A 17,151-nucleotide genomic window follows, 5' to 3' on the forward strand; every position below is an offset into this window, starting at 1 on the left:
TCAGGCCCCTGGATCCGTATCGTTGTAATCGAAGTCGCATTGGTACCAGGGATGGTGGACATGCCAGGCCTCGTGCCCCTTGGCATTGATGACCTTGATCAAGCGTCCCGGCGGGTCGTAGAACTGCTGGTCGTGATAGCCGTGCACCCGCAGCGAGGTGTCGTTGATGTAGCGCCAGGCATCGGCGAAATAAGGCCGATAGACCCGCGTGACCAACCCCTTGTTGTCGTACTCGACCCGTTCGCTCACCCGCCAGCGCTGTTCAGCGTGATGCTGGAGCGGCTTGCCGTCCTCCAGCACCAGCGAGCCGTCCTCGGCCACGGCATAGGCTTGCCCGGCTTCGACCCGCTGCTTGGTTTGCAGAGGACGACCGAATCCATCGACGGCGCTGAGGGCGATGCGGATCTGTTGCAGCGGATCGTCCGGGTAACGATCGGCGCTCAGTACGACACTGTGGACAGGCTCCCGGGCCGTGGCCTGTATCAGCATCCACAGCAATTCCTCGGCGACAGAACGCTGGCCCAGGCTTGCCAGGCGAGCGCGGGCCGAAGCGCGGACGTGGCCGTCGGGCAGCACGTAGCGTGCGCCGATCCACTCGGCGCGCTGGGTGGAGAGCACCAGCGTGACATCGATGGCGCCCATCCAGCTGAGCGTGTCGGTGCGTACCGCGCTGGCGATTCTGCCCAGGGTTTCCTGCGGATGCTCGATGGCGTGGCCGGGTGTCAGGTCTTCGGGCGGCCGATACGTGGCGATGTCATCGAAGCCGGCGGGGACGCCGTTTTCAGTACCATGAAAGGTGACGCCCAACGGAACGCCGCCCGGACCGTACGCCGCCTGTTGGGGATTGTCGTTGGCGTCGATGATCTGCCGTGGCAGCAGCCAGTGATAGTCGTAGTCGAGCCGAGTGGTGCAGCCATCCGGCAGGGTTACGGTGGTGGTCATGAAGTGATAGGGGTCGTACCCGACGGTTGTTTCACCATGGCTCTGGGTTTCTTGCAGTGCGCTTAGCTGGAAGAACCCCGAAAGGGGCAGATAGGTGGCAAATCCGACTTTTTTCGACCAGAGATTTTCGGCTTCGTCTTCCTCCGGGTCATCCGGCAGGAACAGCTTCATGGGCTTGAAGCCAATGGTCTCCAGTTGTTCGCGAATGTCGAAGGGGGGCGGCACGGCATCGTAGGCGTCAAGCGCCTGTTCATCGAATTCAGCCACTTCCAGCGGGCCGCGCAGGGCCTGGAAGGCGATGTCGTCGTGTTCGTCCAGCAGATAGTTCTGCTCCTGAAGCGCGATCAACTGTCGGGCCGCCAACCATTGCTGGGAGTCCTGATGTTCGAGGAAAGTCTCATAGTTGACCTGTCGGGGGGTGAGCCCTTGTGGCAATTCGCCTTTGGGGCGTTGCAGCCCGTTGGCCCTGGAACGCCATGGCAGGCCCAGGCGCTGGCGCAGCCCCGTATTGTCGATCAGATGCAGGTACTCGTCCCGTTTCTCGATGATGTGGAACACCTGTTGCTGATCGTCATGGGCATCGCGCCACCAGCCGTTTTCGACTTCATCGTCGAAGGGCGGCGTATTGAGCTCGGTAAGACGCCGGGCATAGTGAACGGCAAAACTGTGGGTAAGCTGGCCGAAGCGGTTCCATTTCAGGTTGATGCCGTGTTCGGTTTGCGGGTCGTCGGTAAAACCGTCGTATTGGTGGCTGAGGGTTTCCAGCGCCAGCACCAACAGACTTTTGTGATGGGCATGGGGATGGCGCAGCAGATAGCGTTGTTGCGTCACCGTGTAGGGCTTGGGCGTATCGGCCGGTTCGGCGGGGTGGGTTTCACTGCGTAATACGCGGCCGCCCAGGGCGTAGGCCATGTCCCGTGCGGTGTCCGGGTCGGGGGTAATGATTTCGTTGGCTTCGTCGCTTTCGTGGAAGCGGGTCAGCAGCGTCGGGCCCAACGGCACCGCGTCGGTGTCGCCTTCGAAACAGTCCTTTAGCGGTTGATCGACGGCGCGGCCGGTGTGGAACCAGGTCTTGACCAGCAACGGCGCGGTGAAACCGCCAGGTGTCTCGCCGTCGGGCACCTCGCTGTCCACTTGGTACAAGCGGCCGAACCCCCGGAATTCGCGGTGATAGCCGTCATAGTTGCCTTCGAAGTAGGTGAAGCATTGGGTCAGACAATTGCCGGTGATTTCATCCAGTTGCTGTTGCCGTGCCAACAGTGGCAAGGCCAGAGGCAGGTAGCAGGTCGGCTTTTCCTCTTTCGCCACCCGCTGCTGCTTTTCATCCAGCCAGAATTGCGCACTGCTTCGGTACGCCAGGGCGGTGCTACAGCCCATGTTGTTGTTCGTGCCGTTGAGCAGATAGGGCCGCACCGCGACGAAGTCATAGCGCCAGTGCCTGGGTTTTTCCATCTCGGGCGTCATGTGCGGCGTGCTCAGGATCAGGCTGGCACAGCCCAGGCCTTGCAGGTCGGCCAGGGTGACCTGGCACACATTGTCGTACCGCACGCCCGTGGGCCAGGGCACCCGGACAGGGGTTTGCTCAAGGCCATTGCCGCCGCGGTTGAGGTAGATGTCAAAACAGTCGCTGTTGAGGTAGATCAGCGCGGGCGCCCCGGACCCATCCAGGTCGGCAATCCGCACCCGGTCGGCATCGAACTGGCCATAGCTGAAGGGCAGGGCGCTCATGACGAAACCCTCGCCAAAACGGCCATGGCCGAGGTTCGGCCAACATCTGATTTCATCGAAGCGAATGCGGTACAGCTCGGTACTGTCGCTGCCCAGCAGGTTGCCGAACAACACCAGCTCACTGCGCAAGCCGTTGAACAAGGGCAAGTCGCTGTCCGGTTCATGGGGCACATCGACGCCGGGGGCGAAACCCTGCTCGCGGAGATTGGCGTACAACCGGACGCTTCTGGGGCCGATCATGGCCAGGGAGCGCGAGCCGTCGCCAGTCAGGTCGCCCAGTTGCGCGGCCGGGTGCAGGAACTCCGTCGGGTACTGTTCGAAGCTCGTGAAGCCTGACCAACTGCGATCCGGGTTGAGGGTGTAGAAGCCACTCATGCCGGGCTGGCTGATGATCCAGTTGAGGCGACCGCTGCCGGTCAGGTCGGTCAGCACTTGCATCACCGCCGGATTGTCGGTGGCGACCGGCAGGCTCTCCAGCAGCGACCACGGGCCGTAGGCGATCTCGTCACCGTCGGCGCCGCGCTCGGGTTCGCGGTAATACCAGCCGTCGGTGTAGCGACACAGAAAGCCCGGCACCCCTTCACCGTAGAGGTCGACACATTGATAGCGCCGGCCGTCTTCGAGGGCGGGCATGGTTTCGAGTTCGAAGAAGGGAGCGGGGCTGAGATTGGGTTCAAAACCGCTGTATTGCAGCTCGACGGGAGGGCGGTATTGGACTCGGTCCTCGGCATCCCAGGCCTGGTAGTGGGCTGCGGTCAGCAGGCTGTAGCCCAGCGCGGTGGCGGTGTATTCCAGCAAGAGCCGCTGTACCAGGGCGGGTTCGTTGCCGGCTTCGGCGGGGAACTGATGGAACATCAGCACCTGATGACACAAGCGCCGCGTACCGACTTCGAAGCCATACCGGTACGTATGGAGGGGGTCGCTGCGCATCGGCCAGGGCGCGTCTGCGGACGCTTGCCAGGAAGGTTTTTGCGCGAGATCGAGGGTGCGTTGACCGTAGTCGAACAGCAGATGGAAATGCCAGTTCCGGTTGGCCGGGTCTTCGTCTTCGAAACAGTACAGGGTCTCGCTGGCCGTGGCGTTGCCATAACACACCCGGCGCAGGTAGCGCTGGGAACGATACTCGTGAGGACCGTCGAACGGGCCGGGATCGGCCGCGTATTCGTAATAGATGTGTTCGCCCAAGGGGCTGACTTCTTCCAGCAACAACCATTCAGCGATGCGTATGGAGCGTTCGGGGTCGGCATCGGACTTGGGTTCGGCGATACGCGACGCTTCGCTGTAGCCGTAGCAATACACATGACCGTTGCTGCCCTGGACGCGCCAGAACGGCGCTCGCCCGTCGCTGGGCGTCCAGAGTTCATACACATCGAACGCGCTTTCGACCCTGGGGTAATAGCGCACCACCGAGCAGGTAACGTTGCCTGATCCTGGCAAGGCGTGAATGACCGGCACGTCCTCGTTCAGCTCCGGCCAACGCTCCACCCCGTCGGCATCGATCATCACATCCTCATTGTCGTAGCGGGGCACGCCATCGCTGGTGCGGCGGGTGATGCTGGCGACGGACAACCGCATGCCGATGCCGAAGGCGCCATTGCCACTCTGGCTGTCGTAGTGCAGCGCCAGCGCCGGTGTCAGGTGGCGAGCGCTGGACAGAGGCAGGGGCAATTCGAAGGAGGCGGCCCCTCGGGTGCCGACCGGGCCGATCCGGTGGCCAATCGTGGCAATGGACGCGCTATTGGCGATGGTGGGGGTCACAATCTGGAGGGGTGTGTGCTCTGCCATCGGGGATCATCTCGTTAGGCAACGCCAGGGCAATGCCCGGCAAAAACATGAGGATGCCAAGAGATAGCCGATGGGTAACCTGTCAGATCCGACAGGTGCGCAGAGAGGCCGATAAGTGGTAGGTGCCGGCAGCGGACATGAAAAAGGCCGGTGGGTTTGTCGCCCACCGGCCTTTCTTGCGATTCAAAATGCTGTTACTGCACTTCTACCGCCAGGTTTTCGCTGATCTTCTTCTGCCAGATCGCCGGGCCGGTGATGTGCACCGACTCGCCTTTGCTGTCGACCGCAACGGTCACCGGCATGTCCTTGACCTCGAATTCGTAGATCGCTTCCATGCCCAGTTCGGCGAACGCCAGGACCTTGGATTTACGGATCGCCTGGGCCACCAGGTAGGCAGCACCACCCACGGCCATCAGGTACACCGCCTTGTTGTCCTTGATCGCTTCGATGGCGGTCGGGCCGCGCTCGGACTTGCCGATCATGCCCAACAGACCGGTCTGCTCCAGGATCTGGCGGGTGAACTTGTCCATCCGCGTTGCGGTGGTCGGGCCGGCCGGGCCGACCACTTCGTCACCGACCGGATCGACCGGGCCGACGTAGTAGATAAAGCGGCCCTTGAGGTCCACCGGCAGGGTTTCGCCCTTGTTCAGCATCTCTACCATGCGCTTGTGCGCCGCGTCGCGGCCGGTGAGCATCTTGCCGTTGAGCAGTACGGTTTCACCCGGTTTCCAGCTCTGGACCTCTTCCGGGGTCAGGGTGTCGAGGTTCACGCGGCGGGCCGATGGGCCGGCTTCCCAGACGATTTCCGGGTAGGCGTCCAGGGGCGGCGCTTCCAGCGATGCCGGGCCGCTGCCATCCAGCACGAAGTGGGCGTGGCGGGTGGCGGCGCAGTTGGGGATCATGCACACCGGCAACGAAGCGGCGTGGGTCGGGTAATCCATGATCTTCACGTCGAGCACGGTAGTCAGGCCGCCCAGGCCCTGGGCGCCGATGCCCAGTTGGTTGACCTTCTCGAACAGCTCCAGGCGCATCTCTTCGATACGGTTCTGTGGGCCGCGGGCCTTGAGCTCATGAATGTCGATGGACTCCATCAACACTTCTTTCGCCATGACGGCCGCTTTCTCGGCGGTACCGCCAATGCCGATGCCGAGCATGCCCGGTGGGCACCAGCCAGCGCCCATGGTCGGAACGGTCTTGAGTACCCAGTCGACGATGGAGTCGGACGGGTTGAGCATCGCCATCTTCGACTTGTTCTCGGAACCGCCGCCCTTGGCCGCCACGTCCACTTCCACGGTGTTGCCCGGGACGATGGAGTAGTGGATGACTGCCGGGGTGTTGTCCTTGGTGTTTTTACGCGCACCTGCCGGGTCGGCGAGGATCGACGCGCGCAGGACGTTCTCCGGCAGGTTGTAGGCGCGACGCACGCCCTCGTTGATCATGTCGTCCAGGCTCATGGTCGCGCCATCCCAGCGCACGTCCATGCCCACGCGCACGAACACGGTCACGATGCCGGTGTCCTGGCAGATCGGCCGGTGGCCGGTGGCGCACATGCGCGAGTTGATCAGGATCTGGGCCATGGAGTCACGGGCCGCTGGCGATTCTTCGCGCAGGTAGGCCTCATGCATCGCCTGGATGAAATCCACGGGGTGGTAATAGGAAATGAACTGCAGGGCGTCGGCAACGCTCTGAATCAGGTCGTCTTGCTTGATCACGGTCATGAGTCGCGCTCCTCTCTAAAACGGGAACCTTCAATAAGGTGCAGCTCGCTTGGGTGCATCGGTCGACGAGCGACACCTTTTAAGACACGCCGGGCATGCTGGCGCGACGCTGAAAAGGCGCGGCAGTATATCGCAGGCGGGCTGGAAAGGATCAGCTTTTGTCGGAGCAAAGCCGGGAGGAAGCAAGGCTGGGCAGGAGCAAACCACTGTGGGAGCAAGGCTTGCCCGCGATGAAGCGGATGCGATCCTTGGGACCGAGGCGCCTGAATCGCGGGCAAGCCTTGCTCCCACAGAGCTTTGCTTCTGCGGCAATGTTGGCCATTGCTTTGACGCCATTTTTCTGCTCCAGAATTGAATGGTCATTTGTCGAACACGCCACTAAAGTGGCGTCTGGCCTGCAGTGTAGGACTGATTTTTCAGTTTCATTTCCAACGGTGAGTCAACGATTGACCCATAACGCCATTCAACGTCTCCTGCTCAAACGCTTCGCCCTGGCGGCTGCGACCTACGCGCTGGCACTGGTGTTGTTGTGGCTGGCATATCTAAGTGGTCATTACCTCGATTCGTTGCGTAACGTCATCGTCGGCAGCGCGTTGGTGGTGCTGTGCCAGGGGGCGCTCTTCGTGCTGTTCATCACGGATCGCAACCTGCGTTTCGCCGATCCCAGCCTCACCGAAATACAAGTCCTGATCGGCCTGGGCTGGCAGACCTGGATGATGATGCACCTGGAACAGGCCCGAGGCGTGTTCCTGGTGTTCTATATGCTGATTCTGCTGTTCGGGCTGTTTCACCTGTCCCGGCGGGCTTTCGTGCGGTGCGCGGCGCTGGTGTTCATCAGCTTCACCGGTATAACCCTCTGGGATGCCTACTTCTTTCGGCTGTCCGACCCGACGCTGGCCGGCTTGCAGGTGTGCGTGCTGTTTATTGTGTTGGTGTGGCTGGTGTTCTATGCCCGTTATGTCCAGACCTCACGCCAACGCATGCGTCAGCGACGGTTCGCCCTCCAGGCGCACCAGGACACCCTGCGCGGCATGATGCGCCAGCTCGAAGACCTGGTGGCCACCGATGAGCTGACCGGGCTGTTCAACCGCCGGCACTTCCTTCGCCTCGCGACCCGGGAACTCAATGCCCTCAAGCCCGGCGTCGCCCATGGCCTGGCCTTGATCGACCTCGATCATTTCAAGCGCATCAACGATCTGCACGGCCATGCCGCCGGCGATCAGGTGCTCCAGGCGTTTGCCGGCGTCGCCACGGCCTGCCTGCGTGAAGGGGATGTGCTGGCCCGTTATGGCGGCGAAGAGTTCGTGATGCTGCTGCCTGACTGCGATCCCGCGCGCCTGACTGCCTGTTGCGAACGACTGCGACGGGCGTTCAGCGAGGTTGAGCTGGCCGGCTTGCGACTAGGATCGCTCAGCCTGTCGGTGGGCATGACCCTGCTGGAAATCGACGACGACCTGGACGGCGCCTTGCAGCGTGCCGATCAGGCCTTGTACCGTGCCAAGCGCGACGGGCGTAACCGATGCGCGGCGGCCTGGGAGAATGTCGATGCCTGAAGTGACAGTCGCCGACCGGCATTTTACGGTGGCGGTGGGCAGCAACCTGCTGGACGCGTTGAATCAGTCCGGCGTAGCGGTGCCCTACAGTTGCCGTGCCGGCAGTTGCCATGCGTGCCTGGTGCAATGCGTGGCCGGCGATGTGCGCGACAGCCGGCCCGATGCCCTGAGCCCGACGCAGCGTGACCAGGGCTGGCGTCTGGCTTGCCAATGCCAGGTGGTCGAGGATGTACGGATCCACACGTTCGACCCGCAGCGCGACGGCCAGGCGGCCCGAGTGGCGGCGGCGGACTGGCTGGGGCCCAACATATTGCGTTTGCGCATCACCCCGGAACGGGCACTGCGTTACCGGGCCGGCCAGCACATGGTGCTGTGGCTGGGCGAGATCGCTCGGCCGTATTCCCTGGCGAGCTTGCCCGAGGAGGACCGGTTCCTGGAGTTTCACCTGGATTGTCGCCAGGCCGGTCAGTTCGTCGATGCCGCGCGGTCCCTGGGAGCGGGCGACCCCATTCGGCTGGGCGAGCTGCGTGGCGGCGCCTTGCATTACGACCCCGACTGGCGCGACCGACCGCTCTGGCTGCTGGCCGCTGGTACCGGGCTGGGACCGTTGTTCGGCATCCTGCGCGAAGCGCTGCGTCAGCAGCATCAAGGGGCGATTCATCTCGTTCATGTGGCTCATGACGCGGCCGGGCATTACCTGGACAAGCCCTTGGCGGCGCTGGCGGCCAAGCACCGGAATCTCACCGTCGAGTTACTGACCTCGGCTCAAGCGCCGTCGGCGCTGGCGAAACTGCGACTGGCGTCCCGGCAGACCCTGGCCCTGGCCTGCGGCCATCCCGAGCGGGTCGAGGCTTTTGCCAAGCGTTTGTATCTGGCGGGGTTGCCGCGTAACCAACTGTTGGCGGATGTGTTTCTTAGCCGGGGTTGAGTTTGTGTGGTGGCCGTTCGGGCCTCTTCGCGGGCAAGCCCGCTCCCACAAAATTTTGTGTCGAACCCAAGCTTAACGAACACCTCAACCCGCTGTGGGAGCGGGCTTGCCCGCGAAGAGGCCCGAACAGGCACCCACCGTGAAGCAGCAGAAACAAAAAAGCCCCACCATCCACATGGCAGGGCTTTTTGTATTTCAACAACCGGTCACTCAGACCATCGGGTCGCCCACGTGCAGGATCTTCATCCCGTTGGTGCCGCCAATGGTGTGGTAGCTGTCGCCCTTGGTCAGGATGACCCAGTCGCCGGTCTGCACCACGCCGCGCTTGACCAGTTCATCCACCGCCGCCTGGCTGACTTCGCCCGGTTGCAGGGCGGCCGGGTCGAATGGCACGGTGTAGACGCCGCGGAACAGCGCCGCACGGGCCTGGGTTTCACGGTGGGGGGAGAACGCGTAGATCGGTACCGAGGAACGGATGCGCGACATGATCAGCGGCGTGTAGCCACTTTCGGTCAGGGCGATGATCGCCTTAACACCGGGGAAGTGGTTGGCGGTGTACATCGTCGCCAGCGCGATGCTCTCGTCGCAGCGCTCGAAGGTTTTGCCGATGCGGTGGCTGGAGGTCTTGCTGGTCGGGTGCTTTTCAGCGCCGATGCAAATGCGTGCCATGGCCTGCACCGCTTCGAGCGGGTAGAGGCCGGCGGCGCTTTCGGCCGAGAGCATCACCGCGTCGGTGTAGTCGAGTACGGCGTTGGCTACGTCGGACACTTCGGCGCGGGTCGGCATGGGGTTCTGGATCATCGACTCCATCATCTGGGTCGCGACGATCACCGCTTTGTTATGGCGGCGTGCGTGCAGGATGATCTTCTTCTGGATACCCACCAGCTCGGCATCGCCGATTTCCACGCCCAGGTCGCCACGGGCCACCATCACGGCATCGGACGCCTTGATCAGGCCGTCCAGGGTTTCGTCGTCGGCCACGGCTTCGGCGCGTTCGATCTTGGCCACCAGCCAGGCGGTACCGCCGGCTTCGTCGCGCAATTGACGGGCGTATTCCATGTCGGCGGCGTCACGGGGGAAGGACACCGCGAGGTAGTCGACTTCCATCTCGGCAGCCAGCTTGATATCGGCCTTGTCTTTGTCGGTCAGGGCCGGTGCCGTCAGGCCACCACCGCGACGGTTGATACCCTTGTGGTCCGACAGCGGGCCGCCAATGGTCACGACACAGTTCAGTTCAGTGGCGCTGGCGGTTTCGACACGCATCACCACGCGGCCATCGTCCAGCAACAGCTCGTCGCCCACGCCGCAGTCCTTGACCAGGTCCGGGTAGTCGATCCCCACCACCTGCTGGTTGCCTTCGGTCAGCGGATGGCTGGTGGAGAAGGTGAACTTGTCACCAATCTTCAGTTCGATGCGCTTGTTGGCGAATTTGGCGATACGGATCTTCGGGCCTTGCAGATCGCCCAACAGGGCCACGAAACGGCCGTGCTTGGCCGCGAGGTCGCGTACCAGCCTGGCGCGAGCCTTGTGTTCTTCGGGCGTGCCATGGGAAAAGTTCAGGCGGGCAACGTCCAGGCCAGCCAGAATCAGCTGTTCGAGAACTTCCGGCGAGTGACTGGCCGGGCCTAGGGTAGCAACGATTTTGGTGCGACGGACGGACATGCAAGACTCCTCAAGTTCAAGCGCCAGCGAAGGCTACTATGGTCTTTGGGTGTAGTCATTGTTCATATGCACTACTTATTCGTTTCTTTTTCGAAATGAACATTCCCGAAGATTTTCACGCTTACTTGTGCGCCTACAGATTTCTCCACCCAGGCCGATACAGCACTCAAGACAGGAGACCCTCCCCATGCGATTCGTGCTTTTTATTGCCCTGGCCCTGAGCATCACGGGCTGCACCCGTTGGTCGATGAACCATCACATGAACCTGGCCTACAAGGCTTATGACCGTGGCAATTGCGAGCAGGTGATGCTTGAACTGTCCCAAGTCGACCGCGCCAGCCGCGCCCGCCGCTACATGCAGCCGGAAGTGTCGATGCTGCGCGGGCAGTGCCTGGAACGCCAGAAGTTGTTCATCGATGCCGCGCAAACCTACCAGTTCATCCTTACGCAATACCCCACCAGTGAATACGCCTTCCGCGCCCGCGCCCGCCTGGAAACCCTGCAGAGCCTGGGCCATTACCCGACTCGCAGCGCTTCGGCAGGCCGTCCGACGGCTTTCTGACCGTTCGTCAAAAGGGTGGTCACGGGAGCCATCGACCATCCGTCAGCGTGTTTTTTCTTCAGGTGAAAGATCTTTTACCCGCTAGCCATACCTGAATCGTCAGCTATATTTGTACAAGTCGTGGTTAGGGCTGAGTCTCTAATGACGAGGCGTCACCTGTGACCGGCAGAAGTAGGGCCAAGAAGCTTGGAAGCGTCTGGCACCGGGATCGGGGAGAGCGGGCTGGCTTGGGCTCGTTCCGAAATACTGTGTGGGCTCCCTGTTGGGAGCCCGGAAAAAGCGATACAGGACATGTACAAAAAGCGTCGGATCGAGCGGCAGGACCTGCCGTGCTTCTTGAAAGTGTTCAATGGCGTCAACGACAGGCTTATTGGCTATCTGGGCAACGTATCGGCCGATGGCCTGATGTTGATCAGCACGTTGCCGTTGATGGTCGGTGCTGACTTCGACCTGCATTTGAAAATCCCCGCCGATGAAGGCCCGCAAATGGATATCGAGCTGAAGGCCACCTGTCTGTGGTGCCACGAAGACGTGACGCCACAGCACTTCGACGCTGGCTTCAGCCTGGAAGCGGCGCCGCCGGAATACGCGCAACTGGTGAGCGCACTGCGGCAATATTTCAGTTTTCATTCGTTGCCGGAATCCGCCTGAACGCGCCGGTTCCTGATCAGATCGGCCACAGTCCTATGGAACATTGCTCTGTGGGAGCGGGCTTGCTCGCGAAGGAGCCTCTTATCCAACATGGGGGCCAACTGACCCACCGCTTTCGCGAGCAAGCCCGCTCCCACAAAGGCTTTACAGCCTTTGTATCTGAGCGATGGCCGTCGACTCGTCTTTAGCGCTGAACCTTCCCTTCGCTATCCAGCAACCGCTCCAGCAACAACACCCCCATCTCACCCATCTGGTGAATCGCCAGCGCCATATTGCGCGGGGCGCCTTCCAGATCTTCCGACAAATCCAGCAGCAATGTGCTCACCGAGCAGAAGGTTTCGTAGCTGTGCACCAGCAACCCTTCGGGGTCGGCATCGGGCGCGACGATGAAGTAATCCAGGTGCCTTTCGGGCTTGGCTGGCGTGTCGGGCTTGAGGTAGTGGTCCAGGGCTTTTTTGGCGGCTTTGTCGAGTTTTCTGGCGTCGAGGGGTTTGGAGAGCGGGTTGGTTTTTGGGGGATTGGGTGTGGGTTTGATCATTGGTGATACTCCCTTAATTGGAGCCTTCACCTCTTCGCGACTAAACGATGGGTGGCGGCTGTACGCAGGTTAGTCGACCGGGGAAGTGTCACCAAAAACCGGCGCGCCGAAGCGCCCTGCGCACAGCCACCATCGAGCACAGGGATAGGGGAACCTGACTGATGGAAGCGCAATGCACCTTGATGACATACCCCGGGCGACTAAACCCGACCGCTGATTATCAGCGACGCGAATCAAGTTACGGGGCAAGGCCAAGGCGCACAAGCCGGCGGATTCTGGCGGATCTGTAGTCCGTTGCGCAAGGCGGTGTAGTCAGTTGGTTATGGCCTTACATTTCGGCCATTTGTCGGCACTGTCAAAGTCGACAGGTGTGCGGAAAGAAATTTCTGTCATTTACTGGATTCCTGCGACCAGTGTTGCTAATCGGATTCTATTTGAGATACCGAGGTGATTATGGACAGTAATGAAAGGGGTACCCAGATTACAGTTACGGCAAAAAAAGACGGGGTGGAGGCAGAGTTAAAGTTAGAGTATTTTTGGTTGGATAATGGCAGGTTTATGGTGTCTACAATCAGTTATACAGCATACGATAATAAGCGCTCGAAGGGTAATATAAAGTTGGGCCTCGTATCAAAAGGAAATACGGGTTGGAAAGAGCTTACGAAAAATGGTGTTCAAGATGGTAAGTGGCATACGTTTGAGGCTGACGTCGTTGTCGAGGGAAATGGCAAAACTGCAGATATACATTTCAACTGGGTGTATGACCAGCAATGGCCGAGACCTGAAATAAATATGACGGGAATGAAGACAGTGTCCCATCCATCTGCTGCCACAACGCCCCCCAGCGAAGTCGATGCTACCGAATGAGCAGTAGGCAGCGTTACGCATAGCTTGCCGGCGATGTATTTGATTTTGTCATCGCCAGCAAGCGCTTGCACCTGTGAACTCCCGTATCGAGTACCGTAATGTCAGCTGTCATAAGTGTGGTACCGGTCAAAGATCTTTTACATACGCCAGTTTGAATTTCTGGTTGGCTGACCCCCCATAAGGATAAACGATGATATTGGTGTTGTTCGATGTGCCGCCGCCTCTTACATCCAGCATGCCGTAGTTCCATTGATTCTCTAAATAAACATAACCATTTCCCGCGTCATGCAGAAGCCAGAGTTGACTACTTCGCCAGTTGTTGGTCGAGGCAATTGCATTTCCATCATCATCGTAATAAGTAGACATTCCCAGGGACAGGTTGTTATGTCCGTTTGTGATCAAGTAAACGGACAAGTCGCGTGTTATTTGTATGGAATAGAATTTCCAGGTGGATTCGGCGGCGCTGTTGTTGCTGTACAGCTTGACATTGTGGGTGTAGGCGCTGCTTTCAGTCAGGGACATATCGACAATCATGGAGTTACTCAGGCCGCTATGTATCTTATAGACGGCGTTTGGAACGCTCACGATCACGCGGGGGGCGCCATCAGTTGTCTGGCCAGAGGCTTGGGGATTATCAAGTGTCGGTTCATTTTGCATGGTAATTTCTCCCAACTATTAGGGGCGGCGGCGTTGTATTGACGTCAAGGCCCCGGAAACCCGCAAGTTGATGGATAGGGTGCACAGCGCTTACAGAGCCGTCTACTGTCAGGGATGACAGGTTCTTAGATCAGTTTCGATCGTGAGCAATGCTTCAGGCATCGAAATGGAATGGATGAGACAAGCCTGTCGTTCTTGTCGTCTAGGCCGTCATTGTTCGTCTCGGCATTGCCGCCTGTCGGCACTGTCATAACTAACAGGTGCCAGAGAGCGTCGTGTCATCATTTACTTCTCATGAATACACCTGGCGATGTTGCCAGCCGAAACGTCTTTCCAGATGAGGAAAAGTCATGGGCAGTGAGGGTGACGTCGAAGACAGCCTATTCGCGGGCTCGTCAGGCACGAAGGACGAAGGCATCACTGCCGTCGGCGATGGCGGTGAAGTCAGTGAGAACCGTGCAAACCTCACAATAAGAGCGACTGAGTCAGGTCATAGCGAGTGGGCAGACCTTGAAGTGGAATATACCTGGTCAACCGACGGAAGGTCCCTCAGCGTGAAGACATTGCGATACCGAGCGCAAAGTAATGGTCGTAATGAGGGGAACATCAAGCTGAAACTTGTTTCCAAAGGCGATACGGGATGGGATCAACTTTTGAATGATGGTGCCATTCAAGATGGTCAATGGCATTCTTTTATTCACACCCGTTCCGTAGAGGGTGATATTAAAGGCGCTTTTATACATTTCAATTTTATTTACGACAGGAAAAATGACGACGATCCCAATATGACAGGCGACGTCACTGTCTTTTATCGGCCACATGCTCCCTACATTACAAATCAGTCGAATGATATTCCAGATACTTCTCTTACTGTCACGGGGACGGGCGGGATGTCCGGCCTTGGCACCCTTATAGTTTATGACGTCAGGAACTACTCCTCCCTGGGGCTTGCCACGATCGAGAGTAATGGCAACTGGAAAACAGAGTTTGACATGCCGAGCGGATCGAGCACGTTGACGTTCTTCGCCATCCAGTGGAGAGGCGCGACGGGGGCCGATTCGAACCAGGTCACCGTCAAGGTGGTTCCGATGACGCTCAGGATACCCACGGCGGAGTCCGTCGTGCGCGCCGACCAGCTGGTATTCAAAGGAGACGGCGCTCCTGGCGTGCAGGTATGGACGGTCGTTCCTCTCGTGGGGCGCGAACTGTCCGAAACTGTCACGGTAAGAACGGATAAAACCTGGGAGGCCCAGGGTAAGCCATTGACCAGTGGACGTCACACCGCCCAGGTTGCCTATCGAGTGGGGAGCGGCCCCGTTAAGTATGCCCAGGAGCACCGCTCTTTTATCGTTCTGGACAAACTGACTATTACCTCGCCTTCAGCTTCGTCCTCCCAAGACATGAGCTTCACGCTACAGGGAACCGGTGGGATGGAGGGGGCTACCGTCGATGTCCGACTTGACTGGAATGAGACCCGCGTGGGTGGAGGGACGGTTGGGGCAGGGGGAGCCTGGAGCGCTGCGATTCGTATGCCAACGGCAGGCCCCACTTCGTTGGTGGCCGAGCAGACCTATCGAGGCGTCACCTCGCAACGCAGCATCGCCCGAGCCTTCAAGATCAAACCGCCGAAACTGACCAGTATCCAAGTGACCTACCCCAGCCCCGGCGTAGTGAGGTTTTCGGGGACCGGTTATGAAAACGGTACCCGGGTGGAGATTTTTATCGCCAATGGCGCCCTTCAGGTTGCTACCGATGTGAAGGCAGACCGTTCGTGGTCCGTCGACTGGCCCGATCAACCGCCTGGACCAGCGCTTCAGATGAATGCCCAGCAAGGCGTAGCCGATGGTGGCGGCTGGATTTACTCTGATCGCAGCGACAATTTCACCGTCACCATCCCTGTCCCGATTCCCACCCTTACGGTGGACGTCGGCCCCGACCGTAAACCGGCATTCTCCGGCACCGGCCACAGTTGGACGGGCCAGCCGGCCGCGCGGATCGAGGTGCGGCGGGTCGGGGAGTCGACGCCTGCCGCGCCCCTTGCCACTGTCAGCAACAACACCTGGTCAACCGTCGCGACCGACGCCTGGAACCCAGGAAGTTATTCCGTCGAGGCTCGACAACTGTTCGACGACATCCCGTCCGAACCCACCCAACCCCGATCCTTCGTCATCCGCGCCCCGGTGCCCACGGTGGAATTCCGTCACGACGGCTTGACGCCGCACTTTTCCGGCACCTGTCTGGACGGTGGACAGGTGCAGCTGTGGTTCGACGGCGACCCGGATTCGCCTTATGACGCGGTGATGAGCGGCACCACCTGGACGTTCACCCGAGCAGAACCGTTCATGCCGGGCGCGTATACCGCCAGGGTGAAACAGTCCTTCGGCGGCCAGACTTCCGACGAGGTGCCCCAGCCGTTCGATATCGTCGTGTTGAAACCGGTCATCACTTCACCCATCAATGAAGATGTGGATCACAACCCCATCATCCGGGGCACCGGTGGCATTCCTGGGGCGACGATGCGGGTGCATGAATTCGTGACGGAAAAGCTGCTCGACGAAGCCCCGGTCACGGAAAACGAATGGTCGGTGCCCATTCGGGAAGACCTTTTATTTGGCGATCACAAGGTTTACGCCATCCAGCAGTATGGCCAGTTTCCTTCCGAGAAAAGCGAACCGGTCAGCTTCAAGGTCATCCTGTTCCCGCCCACCATCGAGTATCCCCAGCCGGGCGATGTCATGGCCCGCGTCTCGATCATCGACGGCTATGCCCGCAAAGCGTCCGGGGTGGACACGGCGACGGTCGAGTTGTGGCTCGACGGCGCGGACGAGCCGCTGGCCACGGTGCGGGCCAGGGGCGTCGATGGCTACTGGTCCTATGAAACCCACTTGCCGGTGGGCGACTACACGGTGCGGGCCAGACAGGTCTTCCAGGGCAAGTACTCCGATTTCGGTCCCGATCACGAATTCACCGCCGTGCCGGCCATTCCGCTCATCGAGTCGCCGGCGCTGCAACAACACCTTGGCGCGACGGCCACGATCTCCGGCCATGGTTATGTCGGCGATTGGGTGGAGGTGGCCTGGAGCGACGCGCCCGACACGCTGTTGGGCCGGGCGCAGGTACAAGCGAATCGCACCTGGTCGATCCCCCTGGATATCACCCGCCCGGCCGGTAGCCATTCATTGATGGTGCAACAGGAATGCGAAGGCTATCGCTCCGGCTGGAGCGCTGCTCACGAGGTGTTGTTGCTGTCTCCGGCACCGACGTTCACGACCCCCGAGGCCGGTCGCTGGTTTGCAGGCCAGGTGCGTTTCGAAGGCACCGGCGAGGCTGGCAAAGGCGTGGACGTGTCCCACTGGTTCGATGCCCGGCAGTTGATCGCACGGGACCGTCCGGTGAGCGGCGGCGCCTGGACGGGCTCGCCCGAAGAGCCGTTGGCCCCCGGTTCGCACTGGGCGAGGGCGCGGCAGAGTGGGACGGGGTGGGGCGACAGCCCGCGTTTTGAAGTGGCCCAGGTAGAGGAAAGCCCCACGGCTCGTGCCGTCTCCAATCCTTAAAGCGGA

12 protein-coding genes are annotated in these 17,151 nt (G+C 60.3%); 6 read left to right on the plus strand and 6 right to left on the minus strand.

From position 1 onward, the window contains the following. A complete protein-coding gene (locus AD666_RS01585) occupies positions 1–4,455 on the minus strand; it encodes a SpvB/TcaC N-terminal domain-containing protein (RefSeq protein ID WP_053146883.1) in 4,455 nt (1,484 codons plus the stop codon). A gap of 194 nt (positions 4,456–4,649) precedes the next feature. Beyond that, positions 4,650–6,173 carry a fumarate hydratase gene (locus AD666_RS01590; protein ID WP_053146885.1) on the minus strand — a complete coding sequence of 508 codons (1,524 nt, stop codon included), beginning with the start codon at positions 6,171–6,173 and terminating at the stop codon, positions 4,650–4,652. 446 nt (positions 6,174–6,619) lie between these two features. Between AD666_RS01590 and AD666_RS01595 the strand changes: the two genes are divergently transcribed. Together AD666_RS01595 and AD666_RS01600 are read left to right on the plus strand one after the other, a co-directional pair. Continuing rightward, on the plus strand, positions 6,620–7,726 hold the full coding sequence (locus tag AD666_RS01595; protein WP_053146887.1) for a diguanylate cyclase: 1,107 nt from the start codon (positions 6,620–6,622) through the stop codon (positions 7,724–7,726). After that, entirely contained in the window at positions 7,719–8,654 is a 936-nt protein-coding gene (locus AD666_RS01600) for an iron-sulfur-binding ferredoxin reductase (protein WP_053146890.1), read from the plus strand. The genes AD666_RS01595 and AD666_RS01600 overlap by 8 nt, the downstream gene beginning before the upstream one ends. A gap of 210 nt (positions 8,655–8,864) precedes the next feature. Here the strand turns inward: AD666_RS01600 and pyk are convergent, their stop codons facing one another. Next, complete coding sequence (gene pyk, locus AD666_RS01605; RefSeq protein WP_053146892.1) at positions 8,865–10,316, minus strand: pyruvate kinase; 1,452 nt, start codon at positions 10,314–10,316, stop codon at positions 8,865–8,867. Between the two features lie 187 nt (positions 10,317–10,503). On the opposite strand from pyk, the gene AD666_RS01610 reads away from it, so the two are divergent. Continuing rightward, positions 10,504–10,878 (plus strand): tol-pal system YbgF family protein, encoded by a 375-nt coding sequence (locus AD666_RS01610; RefSeq protein WP_053146894.1) that lies wholly within the window; start codon positions 10,504–10,506, stop codon positions 10,876–10,878. A gap of 291 nt (positions 10,879–11,169) precedes the next feature. Further along, complete coding sequence (locus tag AD666_RS01615) at positions 11,170–11,529, plus strand: PilZ domain-containing protein (protein ID WP_053146895.1); 360 nt, start codon at positions 11,170–11,172, stop codon at positions 11,527–11,529. 184 nt (positions 11,530–11,713) lie between these two features. On the opposite strand, the gene AD666_RS01620 is transcribed toward AD666_RS01615, so the two are convergent. Next, positions 11,714–12,067: a DUF6124 family protein gene (locus AD666_RS01620; protein WP_053146897.1), complete on the minus strand. Its 354-nt coding sequence runs from the start codon at positions 12,065–12,067 to the stop codon at positions 11,714–11,716. Between the two features lie 453 nt (positions 12,068–12,520). On the opposite strand from AD666_RS01620, the gene AD666_RS01625 reads away from it, so the two are divergent. Next, entirely contained in the window at positions 12,521–12,934 is a 414-nt protein-coding gene (locus AD666_RS01625; protein ID WP_053146899.1) for a hypothetical protein, read from the plus strand. 126 nt (positions 12,935–13,060) lie between these two features. Here the strand turns inward: AD666_RS01625 and AD666_RS01630 are convergent, their stop codons facing one another. Further along, positions 13,061–13,591, minus strand: coding sequence for an RICIN domain-containing protein (locus AD666_RS01630; RefSeq protein WP_082339635.1), 531 nt, complete (start codon positions 13,589–13,591; stop codon positions 13,061–13,063). A 530-nt stretch (positions 13,592–14,121) separates the two neighbouring features. Then, positions 14,122–14,412: a hypothetical protein gene (locus AD666_RS01635; protein WP_053146903.1), complete on the minus strand. Its 291-nt coding sequence runs from the start codon at positions 14,410–14,412 to the stop codon at positions 14,122–14,124. A 171-nt stretch (positions 14,413–14,583) separates the two neighbouring features. Between AD666_RS01635 and AD666_RS01645 the strand changes: the two genes are divergently transcribed. Further along, positions 14,584–17,145 carry a hypothetical protein gene (locus tag AD666_RS01645; protein ID WP_156315904.1) on the plus strand — a complete coding sequence of 854 codons (2,562 nt, stop codon included), beginning with the start codon at positions 14,584–14,586 and terminating at the stop codon, positions 17,143–17,145. Positions 17,146–17,151: the final 6 nt, after the last annotated feature.

Origin of the sequence: Pseudomonas sp. Pf153 (assembly GCF_001269775.1) — a bacterium.
Taxonomy (GTDB): Bacteria; Pseudomonadota; Gammaproteobacteria; order Pseudomonadales; family Pseudomonadaceae; genus Aquipseudomonas; species Aquipseudomonas uvaldensis.